The 18,235-nt window shown below is 73.5% G+C and carries 13 protein-coding genes and 1 pseudogene; 4 read left to right on the forward strand and 10 right to left on the reverse strand.

Translation table 11 applies throughout. The annotated features are described in order from the left end of the window. Positions 1-118: 118 nt before the first annotated feature. Complete coding sequence (locus ABGB06_RS15330; RefSeq protein ID WP_347589459.1) at positions 119-454, forward strand: hypothetical protein; 336 nt, start codon at positions 119-121, stop codon at positions 452-454. Between the two features lie 9 nt (positions 455-463). Here the strand turns inward: ABGB06_RS15330 and ligD are convergent, their stop codons facing one another. Genes ligD through ABGB06_RS15345 form a run of 3 tightly spaced genes read right to left on the reverse strand, consistent with a single transcriptional unit; the run spans position 464 to position 3,821 of the window. Further along, on the reverse strand, positions 464-1,399 hold the full coding sequence (gene ligD / locus ABGB06_RS15335) for a non-homologous end-joining DNA ligase (RefSeq protein WP_347589461.1): 936 nt from the start codon (positions 1,397-1,399) through the stop codon (positions 464-466). Next, the gene (tal, locus tag ABGB06_RS15340; RefSeq protein WP_347589463.1) at positions 1,396-2,490 is read right to left on the reverse strand and encodes a transaldolase; all 1,095 of its coding nucleotides are present in this window, start codon (positions 2,488-2,490) and stop codon (positions 1,396-1,398) included. The genes ligD and tal overlap by 4 nt, the downstream gene beginning before the upstream one ends. Beyond that, complete coding sequence (locus ABGB06_RS15345; protein ID WP_347589465.1) at positions 2,487-3,821, reverse strand: NAD(P)/FAD-dependent oxidoreductase; 1,335 nt, start codon at positions 3,819-3,821, stop codon at positions 2,487-2,489. The genes tal and ABGB06_RS15345 overlap by 4 nt, the downstream gene beginning before the upstream one ends. A gap of 181 nt (positions 3,822-4,002) precedes the next feature. On the opposite strand from ABGB06_RS15345, the gene ABGB06_RS15350 reads away from it, so the two are divergent. After that, positions 4,003-5,841 (forward strand): transketolase, encoded by a 1,839-nt coding sequence (locus tag ABGB06_RS15350; protein WP_347589467.1) that lies wholly within the window; start codon positions 4,003-4,005, stop codon positions 5,839-5,841. A 16-nt stretch (positions 5,842-5,857) separates the two neighbouring features. Here ABGB06_RS15350 and ABGB06_RS15355 read toward each other — a convergent pair whose 3' ends face one another. Next, positions 5,858-6,259: a pyridoxamine 5'-phosphate oxidase family protein gene (locus ABGB06_RS15355; RefSeq protein WP_347589469.1), complete on the reverse strand. Its 402-nt coding sequence runs from the start codon at positions 6,257-6,259 to the stop codon at positions 5,858-5,860. A 112-nt stretch (positions 6,260-6,371) separates the two neighbouring features. Then, on the reverse strand, positions 6,372-6,740 hold the full coding sequence (locus ABGB06_RS15360; RefSeq protein ID WP_347589471.1) for a tetratricopeptide repeat protein: 369 nt from the start codon (positions 6,738-6,740) through the stop codon (positions 6,372-6,374). Between the two features lie 175 nt (positions 6,741-6,915). Here ABGB06_RS15360 and ABGB06_RS15365 point away from each other — a divergent pair. Then, positions 6,916-8,347: pseudogene (locus ABGB06_RS15365) on the forward strand (MFS transporter); the annotation flags it as partial. 83 nt (positions 8,348-8,430) lie between these two features. On the opposite strand, the gene ABGB06_RS15370 reads toward ABGB06_RS15365, so the two are convergent. Together ABGB06_RS15370 and ABGB06_RS15375 are read right to left on the reverse strand one after the other, a co-directional pair. Continuing rightward, complete coding sequence (locus tag ABGB06_RS15370) at positions 8,431-9,285, reverse strand: substrate-binding domain-containing protein (RefSeq protein ID WP_347589473.1); 855 nt, start codon at positions 9,283-9,285, stop codon at positions 8,431-8,433. After that, entirely contained in the window at positions 9,282-11,777 is a 2,496-nt protein-coding gene (locus ABGB06_RS15375) for a glycoside hydrolase family 2 protein (RefSeq protein WP_347589475.1), read from the reverse strand. Before ABGB06_RS15375 ends, ABGB06_RS15370 begins: the two co-directional genes overlap by 4 nt. A 149-nt stretch (positions 11,778-11,926) precedes the next feature. On the opposite strand from ABGB06_RS15375, the gene ABGB06_RS15380 reads away from it, so the two are divergent. After that, positions 11,927-14,089 carry an alpha-galactosidase gene (locus tag ABGB06_RS15380; RefSeq protein WP_347589477.1) on the forward strand — a complete coding sequence of 721 codons (2,163 nt, stop codon included), beginning with the start codon at positions 11,927-11,929 and terminating at the stop codon, positions 14,087-14,089. Between the two features lie 47 nt (positions 14,090-14,136). Here ABGB06_RS15380 and ABGB06_RS15385 read toward each other — a convergent pair whose 3' ends face one another. Genes ABGB06_RS15385 through ABGB06_RS15395 form a run of 3 tightly spaced genes read right to left on the reverse strand, consistent with a single transcriptional unit; the run spans position 14,137 to position 18,222 of the window. Further along, positions 14,137-15,048 carry an ATP-binding cassette domain-containing protein gene (locus ABGB06_RS15385; RefSeq protein WP_347589479.1) on the reverse strand — a complete coding sequence of 304 codons (912 nt, stop codon included), beginning with the start codon at positions 15,046-15,048 and terminating at the stop codon, positions 14,137-14,139. After that, complete coding sequence (locus ABGB06_RS15390; protein WP_347589481.1) at positions 15,045-17,216, reverse strand: ATP-binding cassette domain-containing protein; 2,172 nt, start codon at positions 17,214-17,216, stop codon at positions 15,045-15,047. The genes ABGB06_RS15385 and ABGB06_RS15390 overlap by 4 nt, the downstream gene beginning before the upstream one ends. A 16-nt stretch (positions 17,217-17,232) precedes the next feature. Further along, complete coding sequence (locus ABGB06_RS15395; protein ID WP_347589483.1) at positions 17,233-18,222, reverse strand: ABC transporter permease; 990 nt, start codon at positions 18,220-18,222, stop codon at positions 17,233-17,235. Positions 18,223-18,235: the final 13 nt, after the last annotated feature.

Genomic DNA, 18,235 nt, shown 5'->3' on the forward strand with positions numbered 1-18,235 from the left:
CGCGGCGGGCCCACCTCGGAAAACCCGGTGCCCGGCGGAGGGCTGGTGCCTACCGTGGTGGCCTGCCACGGAGCCGACGGGAGAGGACGAGGCAATGGCGGTCGCGGAGGAGCCTCGCGTGTACGAGATCGCGGTGCGCGGGTGCGCGGGCGTGGACGAGGCGCTCGCCCTGCAGGAGCCGATCGCCCGGCTGCTGTGTCCAGAGCCGGACCACGACGGGCCCTGCCCGGTGCCGTGGGAGTTCACCCTCGGCGACGCCGAGGACCCGGACGCGGACGACGGGAAGGCGTCCGCCGTGCTGCTCCTCGGTGTCCACGCCTCGCGCGCGGGGGCGGCCGAGGTCGCGGCCCGGGTGCGGGAGCTCGCCGGCGACGCCCGGCAGGTCTCCCTGGCCGAGGGCGCGCCCGGGCGCTACGAGGCCCTGCTGGAGCAGCACCGGGTGGAACGCGGCTGACTTGCCGACTCAGTCGGCCTCCTCGCGGACGAGTTCGGCGAGGCGGCGGCGGGCCGGGCCCAGGGCGCGGCGGCAGCGGCCGAGGCCCTTCCAGGCGTCGCCGTGCCGGCGCAGCCGGTCGGGGACCGTGCGCAGCGTCCAGCGGCGCGGTCTGGTGTTCCCGTCCCGCAGTTCGTCCCAGCTCAGCGGCGTGGCGACCGGGGCGTGCGGGCGGGCACGGACCGCGTACGGGGCGACCGAGGTCTGCGCGTAGGCGTTGCGCTGGGTGTCCAGGTAGAGCCGGTCGCCGCGCTTGTCCTTGCGGGCCTGGGTGGTCAACCGGTCGGGGTGGCGGCGCGCCAGCAGGTCAGCCGTCTGCCGGGCGAAGTCGCGGGCGTCGTCGAAGCTGGTGCTGCGCGGCAGTGGCACCAGAACGTGCGCGCCGCGCGATCCGGTGGTCATCACCGCCGGCTTGAGGCCCAGTTCGGTGAGCAACCGGCCGGTGGCCAGGGCCGCCCAGCGGACCGTCTCGAAATCGTCGTCCGCCGGATCGAGGTCGATGACCAGCCGGTCGGGGACGTCCAGCCGGTCGGCCCGGCTCAACCAGGGGTGCGGCGTGATGCAGGCCTGGTTGGCCAGGTAGGTGAGGGTCGCCGCGTCGTCGCAGACGGTCATGTCGAGGGTGCCGTTCTCCTTGGGCACCCGCTCGCGGCGGATCCAGTCGGGGAAGTAGTCCGGCACGTCCTTGTGGAAGAACGATCTGCCCCGGTAGCCGTCCGGGTAGCGCTCCATGGCCACCGGGCGCTCCCTGAGGTACGGCAGCAGGGCGCGGGCGTGGCCGCGGTAGTAGTCGACCAGCTCCGCCTTGGTGATGCCGTCCTCGGGGAACATCTCCTTGTCCGGGTTGGTCAGCGGAACGGTCCGTCCCCCGACCCGGAGCTCCCGCCTCGCGCCCCGTCCGCTCACAGCTTCTCCCCCAGCGTGTCCAGGAGCTCGTGCCAGGACGACTCGAAGCGGGCCACGCCGTCGTCCTCCAGGTCACGGACCACCTCCTGGTACGAGACGCCCACGGTGCCGAGTTCGTCCAGCACCCGCTGGGACTCCTCGTAGCTGCCCCGGATGGCGTCGCCCCGCGCCCGCCCGTGGTCGGCCACGGCCTCCAGCGTGGACCCGGGCATGGTGATGACGACGTTGGGCGCGGCGAGTTCGTCGACGTAGCGGGTGTCCTCGTAGGAGGGGTCCTTCACGCCGGTGGACGCCCACAGCGGTCGCTGCGGCCGGGCGCCCGCCGCCGCGAGAGCGCGCCAGCGGGGCGTCTCCAGCGAGCGTTCGAAGCGCTGGTAGGCCAGCCGGGCGTTGGCGATGGCGGCCCTGCCGCGGAGTGACCTGGCGGCCGCCGTGCCGATCTTGTCCAGCCGCTCGTCGACCTGGGTGTCCACCCGGCTGACGAAGAACGAGGCCACGGACGCGATCTGGGACAGGTCGTGGCCGGCCTCGCGGGCGGCGTCCATGCCGTCCAGGTAGGCGGCGATGACCTGCTCGTAGCGGTCCAGCGAGAACGTCAGCGTGACGTTGACGCTGATGCCCTCGGCGAGGGCGGCGCTGATCGCCGGCAGGCCCTCCTCGGTGGCCGGGATCTTGACGTAGAGGTTGGGCCGGTCGACGCGCCACCACAGTTCCCGGGCCTCGGCGATGGTCGCGGCGGTGTCCCAGGCGAGGCGCGGGTCGCATTCGATGGACACCCGGCCGTCGAGATGGTCGGTGGCGTCGAACGCCGGGCGCAGCACGTCGCACCCCCAGCGCACGTCGTGGGCGGTCACCACCCGGGCGGCCTCCTCCGCGCCGACCCCGCGCAGCGCCAGGTCGCGCAGTTGGTCGTCGTAGCGGTCGCCGGCGCTGACGGCCTTGGCGAAGATCGTCGGGTTGCTCGTCACGCCCACCAGCGCGCGCTCCCGCATCAGCCGGGCCAGCCCGCCGCCCGCCAGCAGCTCGCGGTTCAGGTCGTCCAGCCAGATCGCCACGCCGGTGTCGGTCAGTCGTTTCACGGGGTCGGTCATGAGTGCTCTTCCCCTCTCGTGTGGTCGGGTGGGGTGCGGGCGAGTTCGGGTGAGGCGGTGCCGAGCGGGACCGACCCGGAGCGGACCATGCCCAGCTGCACCGCCTGGCGGGGCAGTACGGCGTCCAGCAGCCAGTCGGTGGCGGTGCGGACGCGGTTGCCCGGCATGGCGGCCAGGTGGTAGCCGCGGGTCACCGCGCCGGCGAGCGGCCCCGCGATCGGCACGTGCCACGGATTGGCGGCGGCCTGGACGCCGCCGAGGTCGACGGCGAAGCCCTTGTCGTGGTGGCGGTAGGCGACGCGGTCCCCGCCGTCCAGGTGGGCCCGGAGGTTGCGGGCGGCGACGCGTCCCTGCCGCACGGCGTGTTGGGCGGTCATCGGCGTGTACTCCCCCGGCCGGGTCAGGTCGGGCACGGCGGCGGCGTCCCCGCAGGCGAAGACCTCGGGGTGGTCCGGCACGTTCAGGTACTCGTCGACGATGAGCCGGCCCTTCTCGGTGGGCAGGTCGAGGTCCTCCACGAGGGGGTCGGGCCGGACGCCGACGCACCAGATCAGGCTGCGGGTCGCTACGAAGTCGCCGTTGTCGAGCAGCACGCCGTCGGGCGTGGCCTCCTTGACCGAGGTGTGCGGGCGGACCTCCACGCCGCGCCGGCGCAGCACCCGGTCGGCCGTGCGGGACAGCCGCTCGTCGAGTTCGGGCAGTACCCGGGGCGCGATGTCCAGCAGCAGCCAGCGCGGACGCACGCCGCGCTGTCCGTCGGCCGAGCGGGCGGCCACGGACCGGGCGAACAGCTGGCCGAGGGCGGCCACCTCGGTGCCGGTGTAGCCGGCGCCGACGACGACGAACGTGGCGCGGGCGCGGCGTTCCGCCTCGTCCTCGGACTGTGCCGCGAGTTCCAGCTGCCGCACGATGTGGTCGCGCAGGTAGAGCGCCTCCGGCAGCCCGCGGAAGCCGTGCGCGTGCCGGGCCACGCCGGGGACGGGCAGCAGCCGGTTGACGCTGCCGACGGACAGCACCAGCGCGTCGTAGCCCAGCTCGCCCGGCCGGTCCTCGGGGTCGGTGTAGCGCACCCGGCGGTTCGCGAGGTCCACGTGGTGCGCCTCGCCGAGCACCAGTCGCACGCCGGGCAGCGTCCCGGTGAGCGAGACGGTGACCCGCCGGGGTTCGAGGATGCCGGCCGCCACCTGCGGCAGCAGCGGGAGGTACAGGAAGTAGTCGGTGGGATTGACCAGCACCACCTCGTGGCGCCCCCGGGCGGCCTTGGACAGGCCCTTGGCGGTCTGGTACCCGGCGAATCCGGCTCCGACGACCACCACGCGAGACCGGCTCACGTCGCACCTCCTGGTTAACGGCCCGGTAGACGGGGCCCGAGTACCCGAGTGATCCGTGGTGATGCCACCCGTTCTCGCCCCACGCCGCGCCCACGCCGGCGGGGGGGCGCCGGCGTGCGCTGTTAGCCGGGCGGGCGCGGGGGTACCCGGGGCGCACGTAGCCGAACCCGGGAGCCGTCGCATGACTACTGACCAGGACCTGGCCGAGCTCGGCCAGCAGTTTCGGGTGGACGCGGTGCGCGCCACCGCGACCGCCGGTTCCGGCCACGCCACGTCGTCGATGTCCGCGGCCGATCTGATGGCCGTGCTGCTCGACCGGCATCTGCGCTACGACGTCAACTGGCCGGCGCATCCGGGCAACGACCGCCTGATCCTGTCGAAGGGGCACGCCTCGCCGCTGCTGTACGCCATGTTCAAGGCCGCCGGGCTGATCACGGACGAGGAGCTGCTGACGTTCCGCGAGCTGGGCAGCCGGCTGGAGGGCCACCCGACGCCCCGGCTGCCGTGGGTGGACGTGGCCACCGGATCGCTGGGGCAGGGACTGCCCGTCGGCGTCGGCATGGCGCTCGCCGGCCAGCGCCTGGGCGAGGTGCCGTACCGGGTGTGGGTGCTTCTGGGCGACAGCGAGATGGCCGAGGGCTCGGTGTGGGAGGCGTTCGAGGCCGCCGGCTACGAGCGGCTCTCCAGCCTCACCGCCATCGTCGACGTGAACCGGCTCGGGCAGCGCGGTCCCACCCGCCACGAATGGGACCTGGAGGCGTACGGCCGGCGCGCCCGGGCGTGCGGCTGGCACACGGTGGAGATCAACGGGCACGACCCGAAGGCCATCGACGCCGCCTACGCCGAGGCCGCCTCGGTCACCGACCGGCCCACGGTGGTCATCGCCCGCACCCTGAAGGGCCGCGGCGTCGCCGCGGTGGAGAACCGGGAGGGCGCGCACGGCAAGCCGGTGCCCGACGCCGAGGAGGCGGTCGCGGAGCTCGGCGGCGAGCGCCGGCTGAACGTCGAGATCCGGCCCCCGGCCGCCACCACGGCGCCCCGCCGGCCGCCCGAGACGCCGGTGACGCTGCCCCGGTTCGAGGTGGGCGACAAGGCCGCCACCCGGGACGGGTACGGGCAGGCGCTGGCCGCGCTCGGCTCGGCCCGCGAGGAGGTGGTGGCGCTGGACGGCGAGGTGAGCGACTCGACCCGCGCCGAGTTCTTCGCCAAGGAGCACCCCGACCGGTTCTTCGAGTGCTACATCGCGGAACAGCAGCTCGTGGCCGCGGCCGTCGGCATGCAGGTGCGGGGCTGGACCCCGTTCGTCTCGACGTTCGCGGCGTTCCTGACCCGGGCCCACGACTTCCTCCGGATGGCGGCGGTCAGCCGGGCCGGGATCAACCTCGTGGGCTCACACGCGGGCGTGGCCATCGGCCAGGACGGGCCGTCCCAGATGGGCCTGGAGGACCTGGCGATGTTCCGCGCGATCCACGAGAGCACGGTGCTCTACCCGTGCGACGCCAACCAGACGGCGCGGCTGGTGGTCGCCATGGCGGACGCCTCGGGCGTGCGCTACCTGCGCACCTCGCGCGGCGCGACCCCGGTGATCTACGGGCCCGACGAGCGGTTCCCGATCGGCGGGAGCAAGGTGCTGCGCGGCGGGGACGGGGACGGGGACGCGGTGACGCTTGTCGCCGCCGGCGTCACGGTCCCCGAGGCGCTGGCCGCCGCCGACCGGCTGGCCGCCGACGGGATCCGGACCCGGGTGATCGACCTGTACTCGGTGAAGCCGGTGGACGCCATGACGCTGCGCGCGGCGGCCGAGGAGACCGGGTGCCTGATCACGGTGGAGGACCACCGGCCGCAGGGCGGTCTGGGCGACGCCGTGCTCGACGCCTTCGCCGACGGCCGCCCGGTGCCGCGGCTGGTGCGGCTGGCGGTCACCACCATGCCCGGTTCCGCGTCGCCGGAGGAGCAGCTGCACGAGGCCGGCATCGATGCCGCGTCGATCGTCGAGGCGGCGCGCCGGGCCGTCGCCTGACGGCCGGGACCGGGGGTCAGTGCGCGACGCCGGCCATCAGCCAGCGCCGGACCGGGACCTCCAGGAGGACCCGGGCGACGCCCGGCCGGTACGGCGCGGTCACGTCCCAGTCGTACTTCGCGGCGAACGCGGCGGTGACGTCCGCGGGGAACCCGTGGTGCGTCCGTGCCGTGCCCTCGGCGACGACCGGCGCCCGGCCGTCCTCCAGCGCCAGCGACACCCGCGGGCTGGTCTCGATGTTGCGGACCTTCACGGAGCCGGCGTCGGTGCCGATCCACCACGTGTCCCGGAGGAAGACGAACCAGACCGGCGTCGTGTGCGGTGAGCCGTCCGGGCGGACGGTGCACAGCCAGACGTTCCACTCCCGGGCGAGGCGGTCGCGGACGGCGGGGCCGGGCTGCGGCGGTCGATCGCTCATCCGACCATCCCACCCCCTCCCCCGCCGGGCCGCCTCGGTCCACGGGCTCGGACCTTCGCCCTAGGACGCGCCGCCGCACGCGGTGCTCGGGGTCAGCGGGGGGTCAGCAGGGTCAGCGAGGAGGCTCGAACCGGGCGGCGGCCAGGAAGTCGGGGCGCGGGTCGAGGGCGGCGGCCAGCCGGAAGTACCGCAGCGCCTCGTCGTCGCGGCCGGCGCGCTCGAGCGTGCGCCCCAGCGCGAAGTGCGCGTAGGCGTTGTCCGGCTCCCGCTCGACCACCAGCTGGAACTCCAGTTCGGCGGAGCGGAGCTGGGCGGAGGAGAAGAAGGCGCGGGCCCGCAGCAGCCGGGCGGCGGTGTTCTCCGGGTGCGCGGTGACCAGCGGGTCGAGCAGCTTCAGCGCGCCGCGCGGGTCCTTGGCGGCCAGCAGCTGCTCGGCGGCGCGGAAGGCGATGACGTTGGTCTCCGGGGTGGCTTCGGGCACGGCACTCTCCTTGGGGATCTAGGTCGAGGCGTCGGCACGTGTGCCAGAGTCGGCGCAACACCGCGGTCGGGGACTGTATTCCCTTCTGTGTTCCCTTCTGTATTCCCCCGTTCCTTCCCGATCGCGCCGCCGGCCCGCTGATGCGGTGCCGTCCCGATGGAGAGCCTGGTTTCAGATGTCCGACGAGCCGCCCCCCGAACCGGCCCCCGAGCTCTCCCGCCGCCGTCGCCTGCTGGTGCTGGCGGTGTGCTGCATGAGCCTGCTGATCGTGAGCCTGGACCTCACCGCGCTCAACGTGGCGCTGCCCTCGCTGCAGCGGGAGCTCGGCGCCGAGGTCTCGGGGCTGCAGTGGACGATCGACGCGTACGCCGTCGTGCTGGCGTCGTTCCTGATGCTGGCGGGTTCGACGGCGGACCGGATCGGCCGGCGCCGGGTGTTCCGCACCGGCCTCGTCGTCTTCACCACCGGGTCCCTGCTGTGCGCGATGGCGCCGGGGCTCGGCTGGCTGGTGGCCTTCCGCGCGCTCCAGGCGCTGGGCGGCTCGATGCTCAATCCGGTGGCCATGTCGATCATCACCAACACCTTCCGCGACCCGAAGGAGCTGGCCCGCGCGATCGGCGCGTGGGGCGGGGTGGTGGGCATCTCGATGGCGGTGGGACCCATCGTCGGCGGCTCGCTGGTGCACTCCTTCGGGTGGCGTTCGATCTTCTGGCTCAACCTGCCCATCGGGCTCCTCGCCCTGGTCCTCACCACCCGCTTCGTGCCGGAGTCGCGGGCGCGGCGGCCCCGGCGGCTGGACCCGGTCGGGCAGGTGCTGGTGGTGGCGCTGCTCGGCTCGCTCACCTTCGGCATCATCGAGGGCGGCGGTGCCGGCTGGACCTCCCCGCGGATCATCGGCTGCTTCACCGCCAGCCTGGTCGCGCTGGGCGCCCTGCTGGTCTACGAGCCGCGCCGCCGGGACCCGCTGCTGGAGCTGCGCTTCTTCCGCAGCGCGCCGTTCAGCGGCGCCGTCGCGATCGCCGTCGCCGCCTTCGCGGGTCTGGGCGGCTTCCTCTTCCTCAACACGCTCTACCTCCAGGACGACCTCGGCCTGAGCCCGCTCGCGGCCGGCCTGCACCTGCTGCCGATGGCCGCGATGACGCTGGTCTTCTCGCCGGTGTCGGGACGGCTGGTCGGGCGTTTCGGGCCCCGGCTGCCGTTGCTGCTGGCGGGCGTCGCGATCACCACGAGCGGGGCGCTGTTCGCCGCGCTGGACACCGACGTGTCCACCCCGCGGCTGTTCACCTGCTACGTGCTGTTCGGGATCGGCTTCGGGCTGGTGAACGCGCCGATCACCAACACGGCGGTGACCGGGATGCCGCGGGCCCAAGCCGGGGTCGCCGCCGGCCTCTCCTCCACCGGCCGGCAGATGGGCTCGGCGCTGGGCGTCGCCGTGGTGGGCACCGCGCTCGCCGCCGGTTCCCGCGCCGGCGGCGATGGGGGTACCGCCCAGCCCCAGGGCCTGGGGGAGGATCATCACCGGCTGCGGGGCGCTGGTGCTGCTGCTCGGCGCGCTCACCACCGGCCGGTGGGCGCGGGCCACCGCCGAACGCGCCACGGCCCGGGTGGCCGCGGATCCGGGGGCGAAGCCGCCGCGCCTCTCCTCGCCCGCCGACCGCGCGGGCCGCGATGACCCGCGTCGCCGGCCGGCTCAGGGCGCGGGCGCGGTCGTCCCGCGGGCCACGAACCGCGCCGGCGGCGCCATCCGGAGGGTGACCGGACGGCCGTCGACCAGCTCCAGCACCGTCTCGGCGACCGAGACGCCGTACTGGTGGACGTCGACGCTCATGGTGGACAGCGCGGGTGTGGCCAGCCGGCACAGCGTGGAGTCGTCCCAGGCGATCAGGGAGAGCCGTTCGGGCACCGCCACGCCGGCGTCCTTGGCGGCGCCCAGGCCCGCCACCGCCATCACGTCGTTGTCGTAGAGGATCGCGGTGGGCGGCTCGTCGCGCTTGAGCAGCCGGGCGGTCAACCGCTCGCCCGCCTCGGCGGAGTAGTCGCCCTCCACCACGACCGGAGCGATGCCCACGGCCTGGCAGCCCTCCCGCAGGGCCTCCGTCCTGGTGCGGGTGTGCAGCAGCTCGGCGGGGCCGGTGACCCGGGCGATCCGCCGGTGGCCGAGGTCGAGCAGGCGGCCGAGCGCCTCGCGGACGCTGTCCTCGTTGTTGGTGCCCACGTACGCGGTCGCCGGCTCGCCCTTCCAGGTGCCGACGACCACGGCCGGAAGTCCCAGCTCGCGGAGCACGGCCGGCCGGCGGTCGTCGGTGGTGAGGTTGACCACCACCACGGCGTCGACCAGGCCGCGCTCCGCCCACCGTCGGTGGGTGGCGATCTCCTCGGACTGGGCCGGCACGACGTGCAGCAGCACGGACATCCCCCGCGCGGACAGCCGCTCCTCTATCCCGGCGATGAACTCCATGAAGAACGGCTCGACGCCCAGCAGCCTGGCGGGCCGCGCGAGCACCAGACCGACGGCCCCCGGGGCGGTCGTCCCGCGTTGGGTCACCGGCGGTCCTCCGTCCGTTCGTCCCTCAGGGAGTTGGCGCAGCGCAGCACCAACGGGTCGGCGAACGCGGCCGGGTCCACGGTGGCGGCGGTCCGCACCGTGAACGAGCGGGTCTCGCCGGCCAGCAGGGACACCAGTTGCTCGTCCACCTCGGCGTCGGGTGCCACCCGGTCGGCCAGGATCGCCACGTCGCGGGCGAACGATTCGGCGCGCACGTCCACCCGGTACCCGCCGGGCATCGCCACGGCCTCGGCGCGGAGCGGCGTGGGCGCGTACCGCGCGTCCCGGTCCTCGGCGAACGGATGCACCGCGCGGGCGTCCGCGGTGGTGGCCACCAGCACCTCCCCGGTCGCGTCGGCCGGCTTCACCAGCGAGTCCGGCAGCTCCAGTTCGGCGACGGAGTGCGCCGAGACGTCGAGGGAGATCGTAGCGTCGTCCAGGGGGTCGCCGTCGAACGTCAGGCGCTGGACGCGGAGGTCGCCGCGCCACGCGGCGTCGGTGTCGTTCACGGCCAGCAGCGCGGTCCTGCCCTGCCGGGGCTGCACGGTCAGCAGGCGCGGGGCGAAGGCGTGGCGCAAGCCGTACCACAGTGGCTTGCGGCGCCCGTCGCCGTCCACGGCGGCCCAGGAGGTCACCGGCCAGCAGTCGTTGAGCTGCCAGACCAGGGCGCCGGCGGTGCGCGGCCAGTGGGACCTGAAGTGCTCGATCCCGAAGGCGACGGCGCGGGCCTGGTTGAGCTGGGTGGCCCAGTGCCAGTCGGCGAAGGTTCCTGGTTGGGGCAGGTGCGGTGCCATGCCGCGGTCCAGCTTGCCGTTGCCGTCCTCCGCCTTCTGGTGCAGCAGGAAGCCGGGGGAGGTCGGGGTCAGCGGCTCGTCGTGGATCCACCGGGTGAGGGTGGCCCAGTTGGGCGGGCCCTGGAAGCCGAACTCCGAGCAGAACCGCGGCACGTGGTCGCGGTAGGTGGTGTAGTCGAGCTGGTTCCACACCTTCCACTCGTGGCGGGTGCCGTGGTCGGCGTCGTTGGGGTGGAGTTCCTCGGGGGTGAAGCCCGGGGTGTAGGGGCTGCCCTCGGAGTACGGGACGGTGGGGTCGAGTTCGGCGACGACGCGGGGGAACAGCTCGGTGTAGTAGCGACGGCCCCAGGTCCGGCCGGCGAGTTCGTCCTGCCAGCCCCAGTCCATCCAGCCCCAGAGGTTCTCGTTGCCGCCGTTCCACAGGGCGAGCGAGGGGTGGCCGGCGAGCCGGGCGACGTTCTCCCGCGCCTCGGCCTCGAACTCGCCCCAGAGCGGTTCCTCCTCGGGATAGGCGGCGCAGGCCAGCGGGAAGTCCTGCCACACCAGGACGCCCCGCTCGTCGCAGACGTCGTAGAAGTCGTCGGTCTCGTAGATACCGCCGCCCCACACCCGCAGCATGTTCATGTGGGCCTCGACCGCCTGGTCCACCCGGCGTTCGAGGCGCTCCCGGGTGATCCGGGTGAGCAGGTGGTCGTCGGGTATCCAGTTGGCGCCCTTGGCGAAGATCGGCCGGCCGTTGACGACGAGGGTGAACGGGGTGCCGACGTCGTCGGGCTCGGTGTCGAGGGTGACGGTGCGGAAGCCGATCCGGCGCTCGGTCGTGTCCAGCGGCTCGGCGGACGCGTCGTCCGCGGCGTCGAGGGTGACCGTCAGATCGTAGAGCGGCTGGTCGCCGTGGCCGGCCGGCCACCACAGCCGGGCGTCCGGCACCTCCACGGTGACCACGGCGGTGTCCGTGCCGGCCGGCACGGCGGCGGTGGCCCGGTGGTCGCCCACGGCGGCGGTGAGCCGCAGTTCGGCGTCCGGGCCGAGCCCGGAGCGTTCGACGGTGGCGTGCACCGCGACCCGCCCGGTGCCGTCCTCGGCGACGGTCACCAACGGGCGCGCCTCGGCCAGCCGCGCGGTGTGCCAGCGCTCCAGCCGGACCGGCTTCCAGATGCCGGCGGTCTGCAGGTCGGGGCCCCAGTCCCAGCCGAAGGAGCAGGCCATCTTGCGGACCATGTTGAACGGGTGCGAGTAGGCGCGGGGCCGGGCCTCCAGCCGGCGCACGTGCTCCTCCGCGTACTCCAGGGCCGGGCGGAAGGTGACGCCGAGCTCCTGCGGGCCCGCGCCGACCAGGTCCCGGACGTCGAAGCGGTAGGAGCGGTGCATGTTGGCGGTGCTGCCCAGCCGCGTGCCGCCGAGTTCCACGGTGGCCACCGTGTCGAGTCCGTCGAAGACGAGGTCGACCCGTTCGTCGGGGGAGGGCGCGTCGGCGGCGAGCGTGGTGGCGTACCGCCAGTGGGCCCGGTGGGCCCAGACCAGTTCCTCCTCGACCCGGTCCAGGTACGGGTCGGGGATGAGGTCGGCGGCGAGCAGGTCGAGGTGGGCGCAGCCGGGCACCCGGGCCGGGATCTCCCCGAGCTCCCCGATCTCCGCGGGCACGGGCCCGCCCACCGCGGTCAGGCGCCAACCGTCATGCACGGTGCGACGGATCATCGTGACACCACTCCCAGCTTCTCTTTCGGCGAGTTCGTCCGGCAGGTTCTCAGAGTCGACCGGATCATGAGATTCTTATTCAATCTAATAAAGTAAGTCAACGCCCCGTTTGGCGACGGCGGCCCGAATGCGAAGGACACCCGACCATCGTGGTACCTCGATCCCCCGACGGCGGCCCGCCGTCCGATCTGATCCAGCTGCGCGCGGCCGGCGTCAGCCTGGTGCTCGACCTCTCCGGGGCCCGGCTGCCCCGGGTGGTGCACTGGGGCGCCGACCTCGGCCCGCTCGGCCCCGCGGAGCTCGCCGCGCTGCGGCTCGCCCAACGGCCGCAGCCCATCGGCTTCTCGGTCGACGGCCCCGTCGAGGTCGCCGTGCTGCCCGAGCAGTCGGCTGGTTGGCTGGGCACGCCGGGACTGGTCGGGAACCGCGGCGGCGCGGACTTCTCCACCGCGTTCGCCGTGGTCGAGGTGACCAGGACGGCGGACGGCGTGCTGGTGCGGGCGCACGACCGCACCGCCGCGCTCGACCTGGAGCTGACGATCGAGCTCACCCCCGCGGGCCTGGTGCGGCAGCGGGCGAGTGTCACCAACCGCGGTGACACCCCGTTCGCCGTGGACGCCCTCCACCTGACCCTGCCGGTGCCGACGGCCGCCACCGAACTGCTCGACTTCACCGGCCACCACCTGCGCGAGCGCAGCCCGCAGCGCACCCCGTTCCACCAAGGGCTGTGGACGCGGGAGAACCGCACGGGACGCACCGGCTACGACGCGGCCTACCTGCTGGTGGCCGGCACGGCCGGGTTCGGCAACCGCGGTGGCGAGGTGTGGGGGGTGCACACCGCCTGGTCGGGCAACCACCGCACCTTCGCCGAACGCACCTACCACGGCGTCTCGTCGCTCGGCTCCGGCGAGCTCCTGCTGTCCGGCGAGATGTCGCTCGCGCCGGGCGCCAGCTACGCCTCGCCCTGGCAGTACGGCTCGCACGGCACCGGGCTCGACGAACTCTCCGCGCGCTTCCACCGGGAGCTGCGCGCCCGGCCGCACCATCCCGCCACGCCCCGTCCGGTCGTGGTCAACACCTGGGAGGCGGTCTACTTCGACCACGACCTGGACCGGCTGCGGCGGCTGGCCGACGCCGCCGCGGAGGTCGGCGCCGAGCGGTTCGTGCTGGACGACGGCTGGTTCGGCTCGCGCCGCGACGACCGCAGGGGCCTGGGCGACTGGTACGTCTCCGACGAGGTCTGGCCGGACGGCCTCACCCCGCTGACCGACCACGTGACCGGGCTCGGCATGCAGTTCGGGCTCTGGGTCGAGCCGGAGATGATCAACGAGGACTCCGACCTGGCGCGCGCCCATCCCGACTGGATCATGGCGACCGGCGACCGGCTGCCCGGCACCGCCAGGAGCCAGCAGGTCCTCGACCTGGCCAGGCCCGAGGCGTTCGCCCACATCCTGGAGCGGCTGGACACGCTGCTCGGCACGTACCCCATCGGCTACCTGAAGTGGGACCACAACCGGGACCTGGTGGAGGCCGGGCACCAGCCCTCGGGCCGGGCCGGGGTGCACGACCAGACGCTGGCCGTCTACCGGCTCCTGGACGAGCTGCGCCGCCGGCATCCCGGCGTGGAGATCGAGTCCTGCTCCTCCGGCGGCGGACGGGTCGACCTGGAGATCCTGCAGCGCACCGACCGGGTGTGGGTCTCCGACTGCATCGACGCCCTGGAGCGGCAGCAGATCCAGCGCTGGACCAACGCGTTGATCCCGCTGGAGCTGATGGGCACCCACGTCGGGGCCGGCCTGGCGCACACCACCGACCGGCGGCACCCGCTCGACTTCCGGGCCGGCACCGCGCTGTTCGGCCATTTCGGCATCGAGTGGGACCTCACCGGCGCGGAGCCGGCGGAGCTGGTGCGGCTGGCCGAGTGGGTCGCGCTCTACAAGGAGCTCCGACCGCTGCTGCACACCGGAACCGCGGTCCACGCCGACCACCAGGACCCGGCCTACCGGGTGCACGGGGTGGTGGCCGAGGACGGCTCCGACGCGGTGTTCGCGGTCGTGGCCGTCGCCACCTCGACGGCCTACCCGCCGGGCCCGGTGCGGCTGCCGGGACTCGACCCGGACGCCGTCTACCACGTGCGGCCGCAGCCGCCCGGCGACGTGCCGGACGGCAACGCCGCCCGCTGGGGCGCGGCGCTGCCGTGGTGGACCGGGGACGGCGTGCGGCTGCCGGGGCGCGCGCTGGAACGCGCGGGGTTGCAGGCGCCCGTGCTGTTCCCCGAACGGCTGGTGCTGGTCCGCGCCACCCGGGTCTGAGCCGGGCCGCGCGGGGCCGGAGGGCGCGCCCCCGGCCCCGCGCGCCGTCAAGTCGCGCCGCCGGAGGCTGCCCGGGACCGGTCCTCGTCCTGTTCCAGCCACGCCTTCGCGTGGTGGTCGTAGGTCCGGGTCAGCTCCTCGGGATCGATCTCCTCGGCCTCGCCGGTCAGCGACCGCCCGCGTTCCTCGGGGTTGGGCGCCGCCGCGGCGAGCAGCCGCGTGTAGGGGTGTTGCGGGGTGAGGATGACGTCGTCCGCGGGACCGCGTTCCACCACCCGCCCGCGGTACATCACGAGGATGTCGTCGGAGAAGTGCCGCGCGGTGGCCAGGTCGTGGGTGATGTAGAGCACCGCGAGCCGGTCCTCGCGCTGCAGCCTGGCCAGCAGGTTGAGCACGCCCAGGCGGATGGACACGTCGAGCATCGACACCGGCTCGTCGGCGACGACGACCCGCGCGCCCGGCGCCAGCGCGCGGGCGATCGCCACCCGCTGCCGCTGGCCGCCCGACAGCTCGTGCGGGCGGCGCTGGGCGAGCTGGCGCGCCGGCACCAGGTTGACGCGCTCCAGCAGCTGCTCCACCTGCGCCCTGGTCTCCGCCCGGCCCCTGGCCCGCCCGTGCAGCCGCAGCGGGCGGGCGAGATGGTGCTCGATGGTGTGGAAGGGGTTGAGCGAGGCGAACGGGTCCTGGAAGACCATCTGCACGTGGTCGCGGTACGCGCGGTGGGCGACCGGCCGCCCGTCGGGGCGGGTGGCGACGATCTCGCCCGCGGTGGGCCGTTCCAGGCGCGCGATCATCTTCGCGACGGTGGACTTCCCCGAGCCCGACTCCCCCACCAGGGCGACGGTGCGGCCCGGGGTCAGGGTGAAGGAGACCCGGTTCACGGCGCGCAGGGTGCCGTGCCGGAAGCCGTCCCTGACCGCGTAGTCCTTCACCAGGTCGCGGACCTCCAGCGTGGTCATCGGGGCGCTCCCTCGGTGTCGTTCTGCTGCGGCGTCGTCCCCGACAACGCCTCGGACGGTGGGGTGTCGGACCCGCGGACGAAGGCGCCGCGCTCGCCGGTCAGGCTCGGGAAGGAGGCGAGCAGCTGCCGGGTGTAGGCGTGCCGCGGCCTGGCGTAGATCTCGTCGGCCGGCGCGTACTCCACCACCCGGCCCTCGCGCATCACGGCGATGGTGTCGCTCAGCTCCAGCAGCAGCGGCAGGTCGTGGGTGATGAAGATCACCGCGAAGCCGAGCTCGTCCCGGAGCCGGATGATCTCCCGCAGGATGCCGCGCTGCACGACCACGTCCAGCGCGGTGGTGGGCTCGTCCATGATCATCACCTGCGGGTCGAGCAGCATCGCCATCGCGATCATGACGCGCTGCCGCATGCCGCCGGAGAGCTCGTGCGGGAAGGAGGACAGCCGCGCCGGGTCGACGCCGACCAGCCCGAGCACCTCCCGACAGCGCGCCACCCGCTGATCCTTCGGCATGTCGGGGCGGTGCGTGGTGAGCACGTCGTCGAGCTGCTCGTGGATGGTGATCACCGGATTGAGGGAGTTCATCGCGCCCTGGAACACCATGGACAGCTTGTCCCAGCGGAACCGGCGCAGCGGCTCCCGCCGCAGGGACAGCAGGTCGATGTCCTCGCCGCTCCGGTCGTGGAAGGTCACGGAGCCGTGGGTGACCTCGGCCGGCGGGCGGTGCAGCCGGTTGATCGCGTAGGCCAGGGTGGTCTTGCCGCAGCCGGACTCGCCCGCCAGGCCGAGGATCTCGCCGCGGCCCAGGGTGAGGGAGACGTCCCTGACGGCGTGGACGGGGTTCTCCGTCTGGTACACGACGTCGAGCGCGGTCACCGTCAACACGGGTGTCCTTCCCGGACCGCCAGCCGCCGTCTCGACGGTGCGGACCGCGGAGCCGGGATCCGCGGAGCCGGCCTTCGCCGAGTCGGCCGTCGCGGAGCCGGTGTTCGCGTGGCCGGTCTTCGCTGCGGCGGTCTCCGCGGAGCCGGCCTCCGCTACACCGGTGTTCGCTGAGCCGGCCTTCGCAGCGGCGGGATCCGCGTAGCCCGTGCCCGCGGAGGCGGACGCGGCGCCCGTGCCCGCGGAGGCGGTCTCCGCTACACCGGTGTTCGCTGAGCCGGCCTTCGCAGCGGCGGGGTCCGCGGTGCCCGTGTCCGCGGAGGCGGTCTTCGCGGAGGCGCTCACGCGGCCGGTGTTGGCTCCCCGGGCCGAACGGGGGACGCGCAGCTTGGGGTTGATGATCTCGTCGATGCTGAAGTTGATCAGCGCGAGGCCGCAGCCGAAGAGGGCGATCATCAGTCCCGGCGGCACGAACCACCACCACGCCTCGTACTGCAGCGCGAAGCCGTTCTGCGCGAAGTAGAGCATCGTGCCGAGGGTGTGGGAGTTCGACGCCCCGAGGCCCAGGAACGACAGGCCGGCCTCGGAGAGGATCGCGGCGATCACCGCGAAGACGAACTGCGAGGCCAGCAGCGGCAGCAGGTTCGGCAGGATCTCCACCGTGACGATCCGCCAGCGCTTCTCCCCCGCGACGCGCGCCGCGGCCACGTAGTCGCGGTTGCGCAGCGAGAGGGTCTGGGCGCGCAGCACCCGCGCCGAGGCGGCCCAGCCGGTGATGGCGAGCACCAACGCCACGGTCCACCAGCCGCGGTCCCTGGCCGGCACGAAGCCGGCGATCACGATGACCAGCGGCAGCCCGGGGATGACCAGCATGACGTTGGAGAACAGCGAGAAGCCCTCGTCCACGTAGCCGCCGACGTAGCCGCCGATGATGCCGAAGATCGCGGACAGCACCGTGGCCAGGATGCCGACCAGCAGGCCGATCTGGAGCGAACCCCGGGTGGAGTAGGCGAGCTGGGCCAGGACGTCCTGCCCCGTCTGGGTGGTGCCCAGCAGGTGGCCGTCGCCCGGCGAGGCCAGACCGGTGCTGCTGATGGCGTCCGGGTCGGTCACCAGCATCGGCCCGAGCACCCCGAAGAGCGCGATGCCGAGGACCAGGAACAGGCCGAAGCCGAGCTTCGGCGACCAACTGGGCAACAGGGAGCGCCAGCCGCTGCGCGGGGCGACGTCCTCGGCGGCGGGCGCCGCCGCGTCGGTGCTCTCGGGGAGCGGACTGAGATGGGTCACGATGCCAGCTCCTCGTTCACTTCTCGACCCGGGTGCGGGGATCTATGAGGCCGTACAGCAGGTCCACGATCAGGTTCGCGCCCAGCACGGCCACGGTGATCACCAGGAAGATGCCCTGCATCAGGGCGTAGTCGTTGTTCTCCACGGCCTGGAGCAGCTTGCTGCCGATGCCCGGGTAGGAGAAGACCTGCTCGGTGATGATGGATCCGGACACCACGAAGCCGAGGGAGATCGCGAAGCCGGCCACCGACGGGAGCACCGCGTTCCTGGCCGCGTAGCGGGTCATGATGCGGCGGTCGCGCAGACCCTTGGCCCGGGCGGTGAGGACGTAGTCCTCGTCCATGGTCGACACCATCATGTTCCGCATGCCCAGCAGCCAGCCGCCGACCGAGGAGACCACGATGGTCAGGGCCGGCAGGGTGCCGTGGTAGATCGCGGACTGGATGAACTCCGGGTTCCAGCCGGGCATCAGGGTCACGTCGTAGCCCTGTTGGAGCGGGAACCAGTCCAGCATGGACGAGAACACCAGGATGAAGATGAGCGCCAGCCAGAAGTACGGCACCGCGGAGAGCACCGTGGTGGCCGGCACCAGCGAGTCCAGCCAGGTGCCCCGCTTCCAGCCGACGACCGCGCCCAGCCCCACCCCGACCAGGAAGGAGAGCAGGGTCGCGATGCCGACCAGGGTGATGGTCCAGGGCAGCGCCTGGGAGATGACGTAGGTGACGTCCTCCGGGAAGGCGCTGACCGAGACCCCCAGATCGCCGCGGAGGATGTTGCCCAGATAGGACACGTACTGGTCCCACAGCGGCTCGCCGGTGTCGGTGCCGAGCAGCAGTTCGTAGGACCGGCGCACGGCCGGATCGACCGAGCCGCCACGCTGCTGGAGCTTGGCCAGCAGCGTGTCGACCGGGTTCCCCGGCATCATCCGCGGGATGAAGAAGTTCAGGGTCAGCGCCGCCCAGAGGGCGACGAGGTAGAACCCGAGCTTACGGACGTAGTACCTCATGACCTCGTGTCAC

The organism is Streptomyces sp. B6B3 (genome assembly GCF_039871525.1).
In the GTDB taxonomy this organism is placed as follows: domain Bacteria; phylum Actinomycetota; class Actinomycetes; order Streptomycetales; family Streptomycetaceae; genus Streptomyces.